A 16,732-nucleotide genomic window follows, 5' to 3' on the forward strand; every position below is an offset into this window, starting at 1 on the left:
GTGCCGTGACCGTCAGTCACCGTGCTGCGACGCTTCCTGCTGCGCCAGTGCTTCGAGCTGCTCCTGCTGGTAGACCACGATGCTGCGCTGGTGGATGCCGATGATGCCTTCGCGCTCCATCCACTTCAATTCCACATTGATGCGTTGGCGTGAACCGCCCAGCAGCTGCGCCAGCTCGTCCTGCACCAGCGACAGCCCGATGGCGCCGCGCTGGCCGGGCACGGCGGCGCGCTCGCCAAAGCGGCGCAGCACGTGCAGCAGCTGCTTGGCCAGCCGCGCGCGCAGGGGCAGGGTGGCCATGTCTTCCATCATCCAGTACAGGTAGCGCATGCGGCGCGCCTGCAGCGTGAGCAGCGCCTCGCCGAACTCCGAATGTTCGCGCAGCAACTGGCGGAAGACGCCCTCGGCCACGCTCAGCACCGTGGTGGGGCCATGGGCGTGCGCGTCGTAGGTGTTGGGGCCGCGGTGCAGCACCTCGGCCTCGCCCACCCAGATGCCGGGCTCCACATAGGCCAGCGTCACCTGCTTGCCCGACGGCGTGGTGCGCCGAAACCGGATGGCGCCGCTCGCGCACGCAAACCAGTCCTGCGCCAGGTCACCTTGCTCTACGATCATCTGGCCGTGGGTGTAGCGTGTGACGCGGCCCAGCCGAAAGATGTCGTGCCGCAGCGATGGCGTGAGCGCGGCGAACCAGCGGCCGCGGTTGATGGCTTCGCGTTCGGGCAGGCTCAGGAAGGGGCGTTGCTGGTGGCGGTCGGCCAGGAGATTCGCGGACTCTGGCGTGGAAAGCGTGTCTGTGGACATGGCGGCAGGCTGCAGATGAACGGAGCCGGCCTGTGCGCAGGGCCGGGCTGAAGGGCGGTGGAGAAAAGCGCAGCTTCGCAGTTTAGCGATCCGGCTTGCGGCATCAGGGGGCGCGCGGCACCTGCGCGACACCCCGCGGCCTGTTGACGAAAATTGCCTGCGTGCCTGCCTCCCGCGTGTCACCTATGCCTTGGCTTGTGCGCGCACCTGTACCTTGCCGGCTTTGGAGGCTTTCGGCGTCTTGGGTGTCTTGCGCGGTTTGCGCAAGAACGCCAGCAAGCGGCGCTCTGCCGCGCTCAGGCCGCGTGGCGACGCGCTGCCGCCGATGCGGTCCCACACGTCCTGCATGCCGGGCCCGGCGTCGGATGCCAGGCGCGAGCCCAGCTCCAGCACCGCGGGATGCACGTACGACTTCTTGCACACGGCGGGCGTGTTGCCCAGCTGGCGCGCCACCTCGGCGAGGATGGTCTTGGCGGTGTAGCGCACGCTCTTGTCGGTGGGGTCTGCGGCGTCGGCCTGTGTGCACGCCAGGCGCGTCAGCTCCAGCGCCTGCGTGGTGCCGTGCCAGGTGCGAAAGTCCTTCGCGGTGAAGTGATCGCCGTCGGTGTCGGACGCGCCGTGCGTGATCTCGCGCAGGTAGTCATTCACGTCGCCCGAGCCCACGGTGCGCGGGGTGCCGTCCTCATCTTCGTACTGGAAGAGCTCCTGCCCCGGCAACTGCTGGCAGTGCCGCACCACGCGGGCCACACGGGGGTCGCTGAGTTCGGCCTCCTGCTGCACGCCGCTCTTGCCGCGAAACCGCAGCGTCAGCTGGCTGCCTTTGACCTGCACATGCCGCGTGCGCAGCGTGGTCAGGCCGTACGATTTGTTGGTGGCGGCGTATTCCTCGTTGCCCACGCGCAGATAGGTGGTGTCCAGCAGGCGCACCAGTGTGGCCAGTACCAGCGTGCGCGACAGCGGCTGGCCGCTGCGGTGCGCGGCCAGGTCGCGTGCCACACGGGCGCGGATGCGCGGCAGGGCACGCCCGAAGGCCTGCATGTGCTCGAACTTGCCCTCGTCGCGCTGCGCGCGCCACTGCGCGTGGTAGCGGTACTGGCGCCGTCCGCGCGCGTCGAGCCCGGTGGCCTGCAGGTGGCCGTTGGGCCGCGGGCAAATCCACACGTCGGTGTACGCCGGCGGGATGGCCAGGCGCTGGATGCGGGCGATCTCTTCCGCATCCTTGAGCCACTGCCCATCGGGCTGGCGGTAGCGAAACGCCTTTTCGCCGCTGGGCACCCGCGACAGACCGGGCATGTCGGGCGTGACGTACACCAGGCCGCCGGGCAGCCTGGGCTGGCGGGGGGTTGTGGTTTTGGGGGGCGCAGATGCGCGGGTCGAAGAGGATGTAGCGGGCATCGGGGCGGTATGGAGGATGGACCAATGTGTGGCCCGATCAGACCCGTGCCTGGTCTGCGGCGGTGTAGGTGCGCTGCGTGCGGCAAAGTGAGACATCGGCCGGACTCTTCGATGATGGCGCCATCCATCCGAGTAAAAAATGGCCCTGCCGCTTGATGGACGGGCGCTACCAGCTATTTAATTGATAGCAACCGGGGATGCGGCAGCGTCGATGGGATGCGTGCTGTGTGGGCGGGTCTGCGCAAGCAGCCCCTGCGCGGGCGCTCCTGCCCGCATGCCGCGGCCTGTGCGTCCCGCTGCGCGCCCTGTCACTCACCTGCAGTCGCGCTCGGGTCCAGCGCAAAGCCCACCCCGTACACCGAGCGGATCCAGTCGCTGCCGTCGGCGCTGGCGGCCTTGAGCTTCTTGCGCAGGTTCTTGATGTGGCTGTCGATGGCGCGCTCGTTCACATCGAGCGTGTCGTCGTACGCCTGGTCCAGCAGCTGCGCGCGCGAGAAGATGCGCCCGCGGTGGCGGGCCAGCACCTGCAGAAGCCGAAACTCCCGCCGCGTGAGGCCCAGCGGCGTGCCGTGCAGCGTGGCCTGCCAGTGCAGCTCGTCGAGTACCAGCGCCGCCACGGTGGTGGTGGTGCCCGGCGGCGGCGGCGGCGTGGCCGCGGCGCGGCGCAGCACGGCCTTGGCGCGGGCCACCACCTCGCGCGGCGAGAACGGCTTGCAGATGTAGTCGTCGGCGCCCAGCTCCAGGCCGATGAGGCGGTCCACCTCTTCCACGCGGGCGGTCAGCATGATGATGGGGTGCTGTGTGTGGCGGCGGGCCTGGCGCAGCACCTCCAGGCCATCCATGCCGGGCAGCATGATGTCCAGCAGGGTCAGCGCGGGCGGCGCCGCCAGCATGCTGGCCAGCGCCGTGCGGCCGTCGGCGTGGTGCTCGACGGCGTAGCCCGCGTGGCGCAGGTAGTCGACCACGATGGCGGCGATGTCGGGTTCGTCTTCGACGACGAGGATGCGGTGGGTCATGTCACGGGGTGGATGGGGAGTTGTCCAGCAGGGGCAGGTCCAGCGTGATGCGCAGGCCGCCCAGGGGCGACGCCTCGGCCGCCAGGGTGCCGCCATGCGCCAGCACGATGGCCCGGCAGATGGCCAGGCCCAGGCCTGAACCGCCGTGGTCGCGGTTGCGCGAGGTGTCGGCCCGGTACAGGCGCTCGAAGATGCGGGGCAGCTCGTGTGCGGCGACGCCAGGCGCGCTGTCGTCCAGTTGCATACGCAGCAGCGGTGCGCCGCCCGGGGCCTCGGCTTCGAATGCCGCGATGCGCAGCAGGCCCCCCGCATCGGTGTAGCGCAGGCTGTTTTCCAGCAGGTTCAGGAACACCTGGTGCAGTTGCTGCGCGTCGCCCCGCACCAGCGGCGCGGGCGACTGCGTGGCCAGCGCGTCGAGGCCCATGGTGTCCACGGCGATGCGGGCCTGCGCCAGGCGCGGGCGCATCGAGGCCAGGGCTTCGGACAGCAGCGAGAGCGGGTGCACCGGCACCTGGGCCGACGGCGCGCTGGTGCCCGCTGCGTCCAGGCTGGCGCGCAGGTCGCCCACCAGCTGGATGAGGCGCATCACCTGCCGGTGCAGGCGCAGCGCGGTCTTGTCGTCGAAGGTGCGCACGCCGTCCTGCACGGCCTCGATCTCTGCGCGCATGGCCGCCAGCGGCGTGCGCAGCTCGTGGGCCACGTCGCCCAGCCACTGGCGGCGCGAGGCCTCGATGCTGCCGAGCTGTTCGGCCATGGTGTTGAAGGTGCGGGCCAGTTGGGCCATTTCGTCGTGGCCGTGCACCGGCACGCGGGTGTGCAGGTGGCCCTGTGCAATCTCGCGTGCGCCGCTGGCCAGCGCATCGACCGGTGCCAGCCACCGCCGTGCCAGCCAGCCCGAGAGCAGCAGCGCCAGCACCAGCCCCGCGAGGCCCGTCCAGACCACAAAGCCCAGTTGCTGCGCCAGAAAGGCCTGGTCGGCTTCGCTGCGCACGCCTTGGGGTGGCGCCAGCACCAGGTGGCCGATGGTGGCGCCGTTGGCACCCCGCAAGGCCAGGCGTGCGCCGCCGGGCTGTGGTGCGGTGCCCGCGACCAGCCCGTCCTGCGCATCCAGCAGGCCCAGGCGGGGAAAGAGGTCGTCGGGGTGGCGCTGCGGCGGCAGGGGCGGGCGGCCGTCGGCCGACGGGCCCGTCATTCCCATGCTGTTGCCGCGCTGGTCGGGCGGTGGCCCGTCCGGCGGCGCGGCGCCTTGGGGTGGGGGCTGCCAGCCACCGCTGCGCTCGCCGGTGGCGGCGCGGGGAGGGCCGCCGTACGGGCCCGCAAATGGGTTGGCACTCTCGGCCGACGAAGTGGTGCCGGAGGGCGCGTTGCCCATGGACGGGGGCGGGGCGAAGCCGTCGGCCGCGCCACCACCCGCCCTGCGCTGGCCGCCGCCCGGGTGGCTGAGCCGGCCCCACAGGCCGGGCTGGTTGCGCAGCGTGTCCCAGCCACCCACCTGCAGGTAGTGTGCCTGCAGGCGCTCTGCCAGCCAGTCCATGCGGGCGAGTTCGATCTCGGCCACATACGGCCCCAGCCCGCGCTGCAGCCCCAGCCGCGAAAACCCCGCAAAGATCAGCAGCAAGGCCACCAGCAAGGCGGCCAGGGCCAGAAAGGCTTTGCGGTGCAGGGTGAGTGAAGGCATCGGGACAGCGAAACGGCTTCAAAGGAGGTCAGCGTGCGGGCGGCGGGCCGCCTGCACCGCCGGGCCCGCCCGCAGGCATGGCCACCAGGGTGCCGTCCATTGTGCGGCATGTGCCCGCGAGCGACTTGCCGTCCGGCATGGTCAGCGTGACGCTGGCGCCCTCGGCCTTGCCCTGGCAGGCGGCATACGCCTCGGGCGGCGGCGCGGGCGGACCCTGGCGGCCCTGGGGTTGCGCGAGCACCGGTGTCGCGGACATTGCGGCGAGCACGGCCACGAGCGCTGCGCGTGCGAGGCTGCAGTGGTGAAGAGAACGAAGAAGCATGGTGCAGATTCCTTGAGGTGGTTGAAGAAAAGAAAAAAGCGAGACCGTCGCGGCCCGCATGGATTGGTGAACTGGTGAGCCGTTGTGGGCGGCAGCGGCGCTGGCGACGCTTGGCGAGGAGCGACGGTCCGCACACTCCGCACACTGGTCGAAACCGGCGCGCCCCAGCCACGTGCACCCATGGAACCGGCTTCGCCGGGCCATCGGGTGCGTCCCCCTCCGGGGGAAGGCGCCGAAGGCGACTCAGGGGGGTCAGGGACTGAAACGGCTTTGCCGGGCGATCGGGCGCGTCGCCCTCCGGGGGGCCGAAGGCGACTCAGGGGGAGCCTATGCAGCCACAGAGATCGTGATATGGGCCGAGTACCCGCCACCGCTGTTGGCCTGCATGGTGGTCATCTCCAGCGTGGTGCCGTCGCTGAACACGTTGTCGGTGGCGAACGACATGGACGCGAGGTTGCGCACGCTGGCGCTGTAGCCCGAATTGGCGTTGTAGATGGTGCTCAGCAGCGCGGTGGGGAAGGCCAGTTGCGTGGTCTTGATCTTGTTGCTGGCATTGCTGGCCGCAGACAGGCTGCGGTAGACCTCCAGGTGCATGTGCGGCATGCGGCCCGCATAGCAGCCCGGCACGATGGTGGTGAAGGTGACCGTGCCGTTGGCATCGGTGGCCTGCACGCCGCGCAGGTAGTTGTCGGCGATGTTGTTGGAGCTGTAGACCGAGTAGTTGCCGTCCTGCGTGCAGTGCCATAGGTAGATGGCGTAGCCCGACAGCGCGGCGCAGCTGGCGTTGGTGTTGGTCAGCGTGATGGTGATGGTGAACGGCACGCCGCTGACCTGCGTGGACGAGCCGATGGAGGAGCGGATGTCCGAGCGCACGATGCCGCTGAGCGCGAGCACGTTGTAGGTGTTGTTGCTGGCGTTGGAGCCATCGGCCGGGTAGGGGCCGGCGGTCTCTTCGGGCACGACCGAGCAGGTGGTCGTGGTGCCCGTTCCTGTCGTACCGGTGCCCGTATCGGTGGTCGTTCCCGTGCCAGTGTCCGTGCCGCTACCGCTACCGGCGGTGTCGGTGGACTCGCTGTCGCTGCCCCCGCCGCCGCAGCCCAGCAAGGTGGCCATGCCCAGCGAGCCCAGGGCGTTCAGGGCGAAACGGCGGCTGGCGGGTGTTGAACTCGGTGGTGCGACTGTCGCGGCCGGCGATGACGAAGTGGTGGTGGGCGCAATGGCGGCAGAAAATCGGGCCATGGTAGTTCTCCTGCAAGTGGGTATGGCCTGCACTGTGCCCACCGATTGCGGAGAAATCTGGGAGCCGGGCCGCCCGCCTGCGCAGGTGCCCGGGGCCCGGGTGCCACTGCTACAGCGCGTTGCTGGCGTTCACGAGGTCGTTGTAGGCCTTGACCAGCTTTTCGCTGCTGCCTTCCACCATCCAGCCGCTGCCGGGCTTGAGCATCATGCGCTCGCCGTCGTTGTAGGGCACCTTGTCGCGCACGCGCCGAAAGCGCTCCTTGGACGCCTTGCGGAACTCTTCGGCGCTGCGCTCGAAGCTCGACCAGCCGTGCGGCACCTCGTCCTTGATCGGCTTGGCGAACGCCATGGCCTCATCGGCCATGGCCTCGTAGGCTTGCAGGCGCGGCGCAGCAGCGGCGGCATCGAAGGTCTCGTCGCCCAGCACATCGGCCAGGCCCTTGGCCTTGTTCATCAACGCCATCTGGTAGTACGGCAGCTTGCGGCCCTGGGTCTTTTCGATCTGCGCGAGCTGCGCGGCCAGCAGGTTGTCGTTTTCGGCATCCAGCGCTTTCGAGAACACGGTGCTGGCCTGGTCGAAGCTTTCGAAGCTGGCCACCAGGGGGCCGTGGATGGCCTTGCCCTTGGCGAACTTGTCGTCCTTGTAGTTTTCGCGGTCGTAGTAGGTGTAGGCGTCCGCCACGAGCTTGTCCATGGCCGAGAGCGAGGCCATGTAGTTCTTGCCAGCGGCGTCGAGTGCGGGCAGGGCCGGGGACAGGGCGGCCGCCTGCGTGAACTGGGCCGCGCAGGCGGTCACGTCGTCGCTGGAGATGGAGTACAGCCCGTAGACCACCATTTCGTTGCCGGTGGGGCCTGCCTGCATGTTCTTGACCCAGCTGGCATACCGGCTGATGGCGCGGTGGGCGCGCTCGTCCAGCCGGTTGTAGCAGTTGATGTAGGTCTGCAGCTTGGCGTTGAGGTTGTCTGCCGCAGCGGGCGGGGCGGGCTCGGCGGCGGTGTTGGCTGTGGCCGAATTGGCAGCGGCTGGGTTGGCGGAAGGGGCCGCCGGGGTGTCGGCTGTGGCCGCGTCCGGCTTGGGGCCGCATCCCATCAAGGCGATCAGCAAAAGCGGAGCTAAACCCAGGAAACGCTGGGCAGAGAACTTGGTGTGCATGGGATTCAAGGAAAAGCGCAGAAAAGGGTGGCGGGTGCCTCGTGCCCACGTCCAATGGTCATGGGCGTGGCGCCAGAATTCTGCGTTGATGAAGGCTCAAAGTTCCTCTCGACCGCTGCCAATGCGTAATCAGATGTACGGCAATCCGCGCGTTGCCTACGCTTGGCAAGGAGCTGCGGAGACGACAAAACGCCCCGGTATCCCGGCCGATGCTGTGTGTCAGCAGCATTGGCGGTTCGGTCCGGGGCGCTCAGGTCGAGATCGACGCTTCGGGAAGGTGAAGCGTTCTGTTGCAGTTTGGCGCGGGGGAAAGCGCCTGGGGCCGCACCAGCGCGCCGGAGGCGTTGAAGACGCAGGCACCTCGTCCTGCTGCAGCAGTTCAGTGGCGAACCGGCGGTGTGGAGTGCGCCATCAGCCGGTCGGTTGCCGCGATGGCCAGTGCGCTGAGCAGGAACACCACGTGGATGATGGTCTGCCACATCAGCACCTTGACGTCGTAGTTGGCGGCGTTGATGAAGGTCTTGAGCAAATGGATGGAGCTGATGCCGATGATGGCGGTGGCCAGCTTGACCTTGAGCACCGAGGCGTTCACGTGGCTGAGCCACTCGGGCTGGTCGGGGTGGTCCTCCAGGTGCAGGCGCGACACGAAGGTTTCGTACCCGCCCACGATCACCATGATCAGCAGGTTGGAGATCATCACCACGTCGATCAGCGCCAGCACCACCAGCATGATGATGGTCTCGTTGAGCGCGGTGACTTCAAAGTCGCTCTTGTAGCCGATGCTGGAGACCAGCGATTTGAGCGCGGCGGTGTTGCCGAACGCCGCCTCGATAAGGTGCACCAGTTCCACCCAGAAGTGAAAGACATACACCGCCTGCGCCAGGATCAGTCCCAGGTACAGGGGCAGCTGCAGCCAGCGGCTGGCAAAGATCAAGGAAGGAAGGGGACGCATAGCGACCGGCGTGCCGGATTTTTTGGGGAGGGACATGGGCGGTGGGGTTGGATCGGGTCGCGCGATTCTAGAAGAAGCGCATGACCGCTCGCCGGCCTTGGGATAGCGGCTGGCGGCGAAGGCGCAGGCAGCGAAGGCCACAACGCAGTTTTCATGGCGGCGCGGCGCGCAGGGGGCGCTCTTTCTGTAAGCTTCGTGCCAGTCAGTGGCTTGTAAGTGCGGCGTCCGACAGTACCGCCCAATTCACAGAAAAGACAGGCCGGGCAGGCGACGCGGGGCGCGCACAGCCGCTCCCGCCGGCCGGTGCCTGTCAGACCATTCCATCAAAAACCAGGAGACAACACCATGAGTGCGCCCACATCCGCGATCGAATCCGTTTTGGTTGAGAACCGCGTGTTCCCGCCGTCGGACGCCATCGTCAAAGCCGCCCGCGTCTCGGGCATGGCGGGCTACGACGCCCTGTGCGCCGAGGCCGACAGGGACTTCGAAGGCTTCTGGGCCCGCCTGGCGCGCGAGAACGTGCAGTGGAGCAAGCCCTTCACCCGCACGCTCGACACATCCAACGCCCCGTTTTTCAAATGGTTCGACGACGGCGAACTCAACGCCAGCGCCAACTGCCTGGACCGCCACATCGGTACGCCCACCGAGAACAAGACCGCCATCGTCTTCGAGGCCGACGACGGCACGGTCACCAAGATCACGTACAAGGAACTGCTGGCCCGCGTGAGCCAGTTCGCCAACGCGCTCAAGGCCCATGGCGTGGCCAAGGGCGACCGCGTGCTGATCTACATGCCCATGACCATCGAGGGCGTGGTCGCCATGCAGGCCTGCGCGCGCATCGGCGCCACGCACAGCGTGGTGTTCGGCGGCTTCAGTGCCAAGGCCGTGCAGGAGCGCATCATCGACGCGGGCGCGGTTGCCGTGATCACCGCCAACTACCAGATGCGCGGCGGCAAGGAACTGCCGCTCAAGGCCATCATCGACGAGGCCCTGGCTGCCGGCGGCTGCGACACCATCCGCAACGTGTTCGTCTACCAGCGCACTGCCACCGCCTGCAACATGGTGGCCGGGCGCGACAAGACCTTCGACGAGATCCTGGCCGGGCACAGCACCGAGTGCGCTCCCGTGCCCGTGGGTGCCGAGCACCCGCTGTTCATCCTGTACACCAGCGGCTCCACCGGCAAGCCCAAGGGCGTGCAGCACGCCACGGGCGGCTACCTGCTGTGGGCCAAGCTCACGATGGACTGGACCTTCGACCTGCGCCCCGACGATGTGTTCTGGTGCACGGCCGACATCGGCTGGATCACCGGCCACACCTACGTGGCCTACGGTCCGCTGGCGGCGGGTGCGACGCAGGTGGTCTTCGAAGGCATCCCCACCTACCCCAACGCAGGCCGCTTCTGGCAGATGATCGAGAAGCACAAGGTCTCGATCTTCTACACCGCACCCACGGCCATCCGCTCGCTGATCAAGGCCGCCGAAGGCGACGCCGCGGTGCACCCCGCGCGCTCGGACCTGACGAGCCTGCGCATCCTGGGCAGCGTGGGCGAGCCCATCAACCCCGAAGCCTGGATGTGGTACCACAAGAACGTGGGCGGCGAGCGCTGCCCCATCGTCGATACCTTCTGGCAGACCGAAACCGGCGGCCACGTCATCACCCCACTGCCTGGCGCAACCCCGCTGGTGCCTGGCAGCTGCACGCTGCCCTTGCCCGGCATCGCAGCCGCCATCGTGGATGAAACCGGCAACGACGTCGCCAACGGCGCGGGCGGCATCCTGGTCATCAAGAAGCCCTGGCCGAGCATGATCCGCACCATCTGGAACGACCCCGAGCGCTTCAAGAAGGCCTACTTCCCCGAAGAGCTCAAGGGCTACTACCTGGCCGGCGACGGCGCGGTGCGCAGTGCGGACCGCGGCTACTTCCGCATCACCGGCCGCATCGACGACGTGCTCAACGTGTCGGGTCACCGCATGGGCACGATGGAGATCGAATCGGCCCTGGTCTCCAAGACCGACCTGGTCGCCGAAGCGGCCGTGGTGGGCCGCCCCGACGACGTGACCGGCGAGGCGATCTGCGCCTTCGTGGTGCTCAAGCGCTCGCGCCCCACCGGCGAGGAGGCCAAGCAGATCGCCAACGAACTGCGCGCCTGGGTCGCCAAGGAAATCGGCCCGATTGCCAAGCCCAAGGACATCCGCTTCGGCGACAACCTGCCCAAGACCCGCAGCGGCAAGATCATGCGCCGGCTGCTGCGCAGCATTGCCAAGGGCGAGGCCATCACGCAGGACACCAGTACGTTGGAGAATCCTGCAATTCTCGATCAGTTGGCCAAGGCCAACTGATCGAGAAGGGCGCCGTGCAACGGCGCCCGCGCGGAGCGCTTGCAGGGTGCGTGGCCACTCATATCGCGCAGCGATGTGACGTGGCCACAAAACCCGGCTCGATCACCCACCAACGGTGATCGACGCCGCAGCCCATGGATCGAAAAGTGCGATGTCGGAGCTTCACAGCCGGCACATCCTGCTGCCCCTGTAGGACACCATCTGAAATCGCCGGCCCGGCCGCGCCAACCCCATTGGCATGCGTTACAACGGCGGCACCGCGTGACCGGCCCGCCCATTCTGGCAAGGTCGCACGCTGCCTACCGGAGATTTCACCATGCACTTTCGTTCTGCCGTCCTGTTTCTCGTCGTGCTGGCCATCGCCGCACTGGCCTTCCTCAACTGGCCGATGCTGGCCGTCCCCACCACGGTGTCGCTCGGGCTGACCACGGTCGAGGCGCCCCTGGGCCTGTTGATGCTCGGCCTCACCACCTTGCTTGCCATCTTCTTCGTGGCCTACGTGCTGTCGCTGCAGGGCTCCGTGCTGCTGGAGACGCGCCGCCACACCAAGGAAATGCAGGTCCAGCGTGAACTGGCCGACAAGGCCGAGGCCTCGCGCTTCACTGAACTGCGGCACTTCCTGGAAATCCAGCAGGGCCAGGCCCACACGGCCGTGCTCGCGCGGCTCGACACCCTGGAGCAGCGCCTGGCCACCCGCGTCGAAGAGTCGGACAACGCCACGGCCGCCTATGTGGGCCAGCTGGAGCATCAACTGCGCACGCGCGATCAAGCACATCAGGTGGTCACGCCCATCGTGTAGCCGCAAGTGTGGCTGGCCAGCAGCCAGCCACCTCAACATGGCCAACCACCATGAAAACAGCCGCGTCACCTTTTCAAGTGACGCGGCTGTTTTTTAACGAGGTTCAGGCCGTCGGGCTCAAGATGGCCGTCAAACCGGCAGTGGTGGTTACTTCTGCGTCAGCACCCAGGCCGCCAGCTTCTTGGCATCGGCATCGTTGACCTGCGCATTAGCGGGCATGGGGACCGGGCCCCATACGCCCGCGCCGCCCTTGATGATCTTGGCGGCCAGCTTGTCCACGGCGTCCTTCTGGCCTGCATACTTGGCTGCCACGTCCTTGTACGACGGACCCACCAGCTTCTTGTCCACCGCGTGGCAGGCCATGCAGTTCTTGGCCGTGGCCAGCGCCTGGTCGGCCATCGCGGGGGCCGCAACCGACAGTGTCATCGCGAGTGTGATCAGGGTGCGCTTCATGGTGGGTTTTCCTGTGGGTTGGGTTACAGTTCTTTTAATGGGATTGTAGTGACTTGGGTTGACATGCCTGCGTGCCCGGTCAATCGAGCCTTTGATGGCATTTTCTGGAGATTGCGATGTATCTGCTGGGCCTTTCACTGATTTTGCTGGCGCTGAAATACTTCGAAATCGGCCCTGTCGCCAACTGGTCCTGGTGGTGGATCATGGCGCCTTTCGGTGCCACTGTCCTATGGTGGGCCTGGGCTGATTCCACCGGATATACCAAACGTAAAGCCATGGAAAAGATGGACCAGCGCAAGCAGGACCGGATCAACAAGAACAAGGAAGCCCTGGGCATTCGTCCACGCAAGCCTCGCTGAGGCGCGCTGCGGTCTCGCCCCGGGGCCGCGCGTCCGTCGGGCAGTTTTGCTTACCGTTGCAGTGCGCAAGGCTGCCGCGAACAACCGCTAGAAAACAAAACGCCCATGACAACGTGCCGTGGGCGTTTTTTTGTTTCCGGTGTGCACGGCGGGCTGGCCCCGAGGCCTGCCTACCCGCCCATCCATCGATAAACGCTCAATAGGCGTCCAGGACAGCACCCTTGCTCGCGCTCGATGCATTGAAGGCAAACTTCGCCTGCACGCCGCGGGTGTAGCGCGGAGCGGGGGCCGTCCAGGCGGCGCGGCGCTTGGCGATTTCTTCTTCGGGCACGTTCAGCTCCAGCAGCAACTGGCGCGCATCGATGGTGATGCTGTCGCCTTCGTTGACAAAGGCAATGGTGCCGCCCGCTGCCGCTTCGGGCGCCACGTGGCCGACCACCATGCCCCAGGTGCCGCCGGAGAACCGTCCGTCGGTGATCAGGCCCACGCTTTCGCCCAGGCCGGCGCCGATCAGCGCGCCCGTGGGGGCCAGCATCTCGGGCATGCCGGGGCCGCCCTTGGGACCCAGGTAGCGCAGCACCATCACGTCGCCCGCCTTGATCTTGCCGGCCAGGATGGCTTCCAGGGCCGATTGCTCGTCGTCGAACACGCGGGCCGGGCCAGTGATGACAGGGTTCTTCAGGCCGGTGATCTTGGCGACAGCGCCTTCGGGGCTCAAGTTGCCCTTCAGGATGGCCAGGTGGCCCTGCGCGTACATGGGGTTGTCGATGTTGCGGATCACGTCCTGGTCGGCACGCGGCACATCGGGCACGTCCTTGAGCACTTCGGCAATCGTCTTGCCGCTGATGGTGATGCAGTCGCCATGCAGCAGGCCAGCATTGAGCAGCACCTTCATGACCTGCGGAATGCCGCCTGCGCGGTGCAGGTCCACGGCCAGGTACTTGCCGCTGGGCTTGAGGTCGCACAGCACGGGGGTCTGCTTGCGGATGCGCTCGAAGTCGTCGATGTCCCATTCCACGCCCGCTGCGTGCGCGATGGCCAGGAAGTGCAGCACGGCGTTGGTGGAGCCGCCGGTGGCCATGATCACGGCCACGGCGTTCTCGATGGCCTTCTTGGTCACGATGTCGCGGGGCTTCAGGTCCATCTTGATGGCCTCGATCAGCACCTTGGCCGATTCCTTGGCCGAGTTCATCTTCTCGTCGTGCGGGTTGGCCATGGTGGACGAATACGGCAGGCTGATGCCCAGGGCCTCGAAGGCGCTGGACATGGTGTTCGCGGTGTACATGCCGCCGCACGAGCCGGTGCCGGGGATCGCGCGCTTTTCGATCTCCTTGAGGTCGAAGTCGCTCAGTTTGCCGGCGGCGTTCTCGCCCACGGCCTCGAACACGCTCACGATGTTCAGGTCCTTGTCCTGGTAGCGGCCCGGCAGGATGGTGCCGCCGTACACGTAGATGGCAGGCACGTTGGCGCGCAGCATGCCCATGAGGCCGCCGGGCATGTTCTTGTCGCAGCCGCCGACCACCAGCACGCCGTCCATCCACTGGCCGCCCACGCAGGTCTCGATGCAATCGCTGATGACTTCACGGCTCACCAGGCTGTACTTCATGCCTTCGGTGCCCATGGCCATGCCGTCCGAGATGGTGGGCGTGCCGAACACCTGGGCGTTGCCGCCTGCTTCCTCGATGCCTGCGATGGCTGCGTCGGCCAGCTTCTGCAGGCCGCTGTTGCACGGGGTGATGGTGCTGTGGCCGTTGGCTACGCCGACCATGGGCTTGACGAAGTCACCCTCTTCGTAGCCCATGGCGTAGTACATGGACCGGTTGGGCGCGCGCGATTTGCCTTGCGTGATGTTGGCGCTGCGGTGGTTGATGGGCTGGATCGGGATGGTCTTGCTGTCTGCCATGGCGTTGGTCCTGGTGGGGGAGTGAATCGTTGTAGTGGGAAGACGCCGCAGGGACGGGCGCGCGGGTCTTTGGCTGTCGGGGTGCAAGTATGCGAGGTTTGGACGGGCGTTTCCAATCCCTTTCGACTGCTTCAGTAATATATAAAACATATCACTGGATCAAAACCGCATGAAAGAACCACTCATCGACGTGCGCGCCTGGCGCCAGTTCGTGGCCGTGGCCGAAGAGCTGCACTTCGGCCGCGCGTCCATCCGCCTGCACATGACCCAGCCGCCGCTGACCCAGGCCATCGCGCAGATGGAGCGGTCGCTGGGCGTGATGCTGTTCGACCGCACGCGCCGCCGCGTGGCGCTGACACCGGCGGGCGAGGCGCTGCTGCCTGATGTGCGCGACTTTCTGGAGCGCGCGCAGGCGCTTCCGGTGCGCGCGCGTGCGGCAGCGGCGGGCGAGGTGGGGCGGGTGCGGCTGGCGTTCGTCTCCACCATCGGCTTTGAGCGGCTGCCCGAATGGGTGCGCGACTTTCGGGTGCTGTGCCCGCAGGTGTCGCTGGAGCTGGTGGAGGCCACGGGCGATGTGCAGCGTGCGCTGTTCTCGCGCGGTGAACTCGATGCGGGGCTGATGCTGCATTCGCCGGGCTTCGCGCCGCCCGAACTCGCGCGCCTGGCCGTGGCCGAAGAGCCGCTGGTGTTGGCGTTACCGGCCAGCCACCCCCTGGCGCTGGCGCCGCGCCTGGATCTGCCCGAGGTGCTGGCCGAGCCCCTGGTGATCTTTCCGCGCCGCATCGTCCCCTCGCTGCACGATGCCGTCTTCGCGCTGTACCACGCGGCGGGCCGCGTGCCCGTGGTGGCGCAAGAGGCCATCCAGATGCAGACCATCGTCAACCTAGTGTGGGGCGGCCTGGGCGTGGCCTGGGTGCCCGAGAGCGTGACCCAGTTCCGCCGCGAGGGCGTGGTGTACCGCGGGGCCGATGCTTTTGGGCCTGCACCCGCCAAGGCCAGGGCTAAGGCAGCCAAATCCCCTGCCGAGCCGCTGCTGCCCGTGTGTGAGACCAGCCTGGTGTGGCCCGCCGCGCTCAACAACCCGGCCCTCGCGCGCTTCATCGACTTCGTGCGCGAGCGTTCGATGGCGGCCTGATCAGCCCGCGGCAGCCGGTGCGCCGCGCCCCCGCACGAACAGCAGGCCCGCCGCCACGGCCAGCAGCGGCAGCGCCACCGCGTTGATCGCCGTCCAGCCCGCGCCGCTGAGCAGCGCGCCAGAGGCAAAGGACATCATCGCCGCCACGATGCCGTTGGCCAGCTGCATCAGCGCCTGGGCCTGTCCGCGCTCCCCGGGTGCGTGGTTCTCCGCCAGCAGGGTGGTGCCCGAGATCACCATCAGATTCCAGCCCGTGCCGAGCAGAAAAGAGCTGGCCAAAAACTCGGTGAACGAGAGGCCCGACAACGCCACCACCGCGCTGGCCGCCAGGCACGCCGCGCCCACCGCCGCCACGCTGCGGCTGCCGAAGCGGTCCACCAGCACACCCGAGAACAGCGCAGGCGCGAACATGCCGATCACATGCCACTGGATCACCTGCGCCGCCGATGCTGCCGAAAACCCGCACACCTCCATCGCCAGCGGCGTGGCGTTCATCACCAGAATCATCAGTCCGTGGCCGATGGCCGTCATCACCACCGCTGCCCGCAGGCCGGGCCGCACGAGCAGACTGCGCATGGCTGCCATGCCGCCCGCCGCCGGCTTGGGCGCCACGCCCTCGCGCAGCAGCGCCATCACCGCCCAGCCCAGCGCGGCCAGCACCGCAATGGCCAGGTACGCGCCCGCCAGCGGCGTGGCCAGCACATTGCGCGACCACAACGCGAGCGGCGGCGCAAACACCGCCGCACACAGGCCACCCGCCACCACACAGGCCGTGGCACGGCCTTTCTGCATGGGATCGACCGCCTCCAGCGCCGCATAGGTGTAGTAGCCCGACGAGGCCTGATACGCGCCGATGGCCAGCGTGCCCGCGCAGAACACGGCAAAGCTGCCCCACTGCACGCCCACCATGCTCACCAGCCCGCCCGCCACGCCAAAGAGCGCGCCGGCCTGCAGCCCCGCACGCCGCCCCCGGCGCTGCATGAACAGCGACAGCGGCTGCACCACCACCAGGTTGCCCAGCACCAGCAGCGCCAGCGGCAGCGTGGCCAGCACCGGCCAGGGCGCCAGCCGCGCGCCCACGATGGAGGTCAGCGTGATGCCGATGATGGAGCAGCCCCAGTACAGGGCCTGGCCCGCGAACAGCAGGCGAACGGACGCATTGCGCAAGAGCAGCATGGATCGAC

15 protein-coding genes are annotated in these 16,732 nt (G+C 67.7%); 4 read left to right on the forward strand and 11 right to left on the reverse strand.

Annotated features, from left to right (window positions below; all coding sequences use genetic code 11):
* Nucleotides 1-12: 12 nt before the first annotated feature.
* The 8 genes from ACSQ3D_RS05815 to ACSQ3D_RS05850 form a co-directional block, all read right to left on the reverse strand.
* Nucleotides 13-804 carry a Crp/Fnr family transcriptional regulator gene (locus tag ACSQ3D_RS05815; RefSeq protein ID WP_056418659.1) on the reverse strand — a complete coding sequence of 264 codons (792 nt, stop codon included), beginning with the start codon at nucleotides 802-804 and terminating at the stop codon, nucleotides 13-15.
* Nucleotides 805-987: 183 nt separating this feature from the next.
* Nucleotides 988-2,199 (reverse strand): DNA topoisomerase IB, encoded by a 1,212-nt coding sequence (locus ACSQ3D_RS05820; RefSeq protein WP_056418657.1) that lies wholly within the window; start codon nucleotides 2,197-2,199, stop codon nucleotides 988-990.
* A 308-nt stretch (nucleotides 2,200-2,507) separates the two neighbouring features.
* Nucleotides 2,508-3,215 (reverse strand): response regulator, encoded by a 708-nt coding sequence (locus ACSQ3D_RS05825; protein ID WP_056418654.1) that lies wholly within the window; start codon nucleotides 3,213-3,215, stop codon nucleotides 2,508-2,510.
* A gap of 1 nt (nucleotide 3,216) precedes the next feature.
* Nucleotides 3,217-4,893 carry an ATP-binding protein gene (locus ACSQ3D_RS05830; protein WP_436126227.1) on the reverse strand — a complete coding sequence of 559 codons (1,677 nt, stop codon included), beginning with the start codon at nucleotides 4,891-4,893 and terminating at the stop codon, nucleotides 3,217-3,219.
* Nucleotides 4,894-4,921: 28 nt separating this feature from the next.
* Nucleotides 4,922-5,215, reverse strand: coding sequence for a hypothetical protein (locus ACSQ3D_RS05835; RefSeq protein WP_056418648.1), 294 nt, complete (start codon nucleotides 5,213-5,215; stop codon nucleotides 4,922-4,924).
* Nucleotides 5,216-5,542: 327 nt separating this feature from the next.
* The gene (locus ACSQ3D_RS05840) at nucleotides 5,543-6,454 is read right to left on the reverse strand and encodes an intradiol ring-cleavage dioxygenase (RefSeq protein WP_056418646.1); all 912 of its coding nucleotides are present in this window, start codon (nucleotides 6,452-6,454) and stop codon (nucleotides 5,543-5,545) included.
* Between the two features lie 109 nt (nucleotides 6,455-6,563).
* Nucleotides 6,564-7,607: a YiiG family protein gene (locus ACSQ3D_RS05845; RefSeq protein WP_056418643.1), complete on the reverse strand. Its 1,044-nt coding sequence runs from the start codon at nucleotides 7,605-7,607 to the stop codon at nucleotides 6,564-6,566.
* A 379-nt stretch (nucleotides 7,608-7,986) separates the two neighbouring features.
* Complete coding sequence (locus ACSQ3D_RS05850; RefSeq protein ID WP_056418639.1) at nucleotides 7,987-8,595, reverse strand: TIGR00645 family protein; 609 nt, start codon at nucleotides 8,593-8,595, stop codon at nucleotides 7,987-7,989.
* Between the two features lie 309 nt (nucleotides 8,596-8,904).
* Here ACSQ3D_RS05850 and acs point away from each other — a divergent pair, with 309 nt between their 5' ends.
* Both acs and ACSQ3D_RS05860 read left to right on the forward strand, forming a co-directional pair.
* Nucleotides 8,905-10,899, forward strand: a complete 1,995-nt coding sequence (acs, locus tag ACSQ3D_RS05855) for an acetate--CoA ligase (protein ID WP_056418637.1) — start codon at nucleotides 8,905-8,907, stop codon at nucleotides 10,897-10,899.
* Nucleotides 10,900-11,215: 316 nt separating this feature from the next.
* The gene (locus ACSQ3D_RS05860) at nucleotides 11,216-11,698 is read left to right on the forward strand and encodes a hypothetical protein (protein ID WP_056169702.1); all 483 of its coding nucleotides are present in this window, start codon (nucleotides 11,216-11,218) and stop codon (nucleotides 11,696-11,698) included.
* 147 nt (nucleotides 11,699-11,845) lie between these two features.
* Here the strand turns inward: ACSQ3D_RS05860 and ACSQ3D_RS05865 are convergent, their stop codons facing one another.
* Nucleotides 11,846-12,151 carry a c-type cytochrome gene (locus tag ACSQ3D_RS05865; RefSeq protein ID WP_056169700.1) on the reverse strand — a complete coding sequence of 102 codons (306 nt, stop codon included), beginning with the start codon at nucleotides 12,149-12,151 and terminating at the stop codon, nucleotides 11,846-11,848.
* Nucleotides 12,152-12,267: 116 nt separating this feature from the next.
* On the opposite strand from ACSQ3D_RS05865, the gene ACSQ3D_RS05870 reads away from it, so the two are divergent.
* Nucleotides 12,268-12,510 (forward strand): TIGR04438 family Trp-rich protein, encoded by a 243-nt coding sequence (locus tag ACSQ3D_RS05870; protein WP_056418634.1) that lies wholly within the window; start codon nucleotides 12,268-12,270, stop codon nucleotides 12,508-12,510.
* 196 nt (nucleotides 12,511-12,706) lie between these two features.
* Here ACSQ3D_RS05870 and ilvD read toward each other — a convergent pair whose 3' ends face one another.
* Nucleotides 12,707-14,413: a dihydroxy-acid dehydratase gene (gene ilvD / locus ACSQ3D_RS05875; RefSeq protein ID WP_056418630.1), complete on the reverse strand. Its 1,707-nt coding sequence runs from the start codon at nucleotides 14,411-14,413 to the stop codon at nucleotides 12,707-12,709.
* A gap of 169 nt (nucleotides 14,414-14,582) precedes the next feature.
* Between ilvD and ACSQ3D_RS05880 the strand changes: the two genes are divergently transcribed.
* Complete coding sequence (locus ACSQ3D_RS05880; protein ID WP_056418627.1) at nucleotides 14,583-15,548, forward strand: LysR family transcriptional regulator; 966 nt, start codon at nucleotides 14,583-14,585, stop codon at nucleotides 15,546-15,548.
* On the opposite strand, the gene ACSQ3D_RS05885 is transcribed toward ACSQ3D_RS05880, so the two are convergent.
* Complete coding sequence (locus ACSQ3D_RS05885) at nucleotides 15,549-16,724, reverse strand: MFS transporter (RefSeq protein WP_056418625.1); 1,176 nt, start codon at nucleotides 16,722-16,724, stop codon at nucleotides 15,549-15,551.
* Nucleotides 16,725-16,732: the final 8 nt, after the last annotated feature.

The sequence above is a fragment of the Acidovorax sp. LjRoot117 genome (assembly GCF_964252695.1).
Lineage (GTDB): Bacteria > Pseudomonadota > Gammaproteobacteria > Burkholderiales > Burkholderiaceae_C > Acidovorax.

What these genes read in the sequence shown, in the direction of transcription:
- ACSQ3D_RS05840 (WP_056418646.1), bottom strand. Translation starts at nt 6,454, where the DNA reads ATGGCCCGATTTTCTGCCGCCATTGCGCCCACCACCACTTCGTCATCG.
- ACSQ3D_RS05880 (WP_056418627.1), top strand. Translation starts at nt 14,583, where the DNA reads ATGAAAGAACCACTCATCGACGTGCGCGCCTGGCGCCAGTTCGTGGCC.
- ACSQ3D_RS05865 (WP_056169700.1), bottom strand. Translation starts at nt 12,151, where the DNA reads ATGAAGCGCACCCTGATCACACTCGCGATGACACTGTCGGTTGCGGCC.
- ACSQ3D_RS05885 (WP_056418625.1), bottom strand. Translation starts at nt 16,724, where the DNA reads ATGCTGCTCTTGCGCAATGCGTCCGTTCGCCTGCTGTTCGCGGGCCAG.
- ACSQ3D_RS05830 (WP_436126227.1), bottom strand. Translation starts at nt 4,893, where the DNA reads ATGCCTTCACTCACCCTGCACCGCAAAGCCTTTCTGGCCCTGGCCGCC.
- ACSQ3D_RS05820 (WP_056418657.1), bottom strand. Translation starts at nt 2,199, where the DNA reads ATGCCCGCTACATCCTCTTCGACCCGCGCATCTGCGCCCCCCAAAACC.
- ACSQ3D_RS05825 (WP_056418654.1), bottom strand. Translation starts at nt 3,215, where the DNA reads ATGACCCACCGCATCCTCGTCGTCGAAGACGAACCCGACATCGCCGCC.
- ACSQ3D_RS05850 (WP_056418639.1), bottom strand. Translation starts at nt 8,595, where the DNA reads ATGTCCCTCCCCAAAAAATCCGGCACGCCGGTCGCTATGCGTCCCCTT.
- ACSQ3D_RS05845 (WP_056418643.1), bottom strand. Translation starts at nt 7,607, where the DNA reads ATGCACACCAAGTTCTCTGCCCAGCGTTTCCTGGGTTTAGCTCCGCTT.
- ACSQ3D_RS05860 (WP_056169702.1), top strand. Translation starts at nt 11,216, where the DNA reads ATGCACTTTCGTTCTGCCGTCCTGTTTCTCGTCGTGCTGGCCATCGCC.
- acs (WP_056418637.1), top strand. Translation starts at nt 8,905, where the DNA reads ATGAGTGCGCCCACATCCGCGATCGAATCCGTTTTGGTTGAGAACCGC.
- ilvD (WP_056418630.1), bottom strand. Translation starts at nt 14,413, where the DNA reads ATGGCAGACAGCAAGACCATCCCGATCCAGCCCATCAACCACCGCAGC.
- ACSQ3D_RS05815 (WP_056418659.1), bottom strand. Translation starts at nt 804, where the DNA reads ATGTCCACAGACACGCTTTCCACGCCAGAGTCCGCGAATCTCCTGGCC.
- ACSQ3D_RS05835 (WP_056418648.1), bottom strand. Translation starts at nt 5,215, where the DNA reads ATGCTTCTTCGTTCTCTTCACCACTGCAGCCTCGCACGCGCAGCGCTC.
- ACSQ3D_RS05870 (WP_056418634.1), top strand. Translation starts at nt 12,268, where the DNA reads ATGTATCTGCTGGGCCTTTCACTGATTTTGCTGGCGCTGAAATACTTC.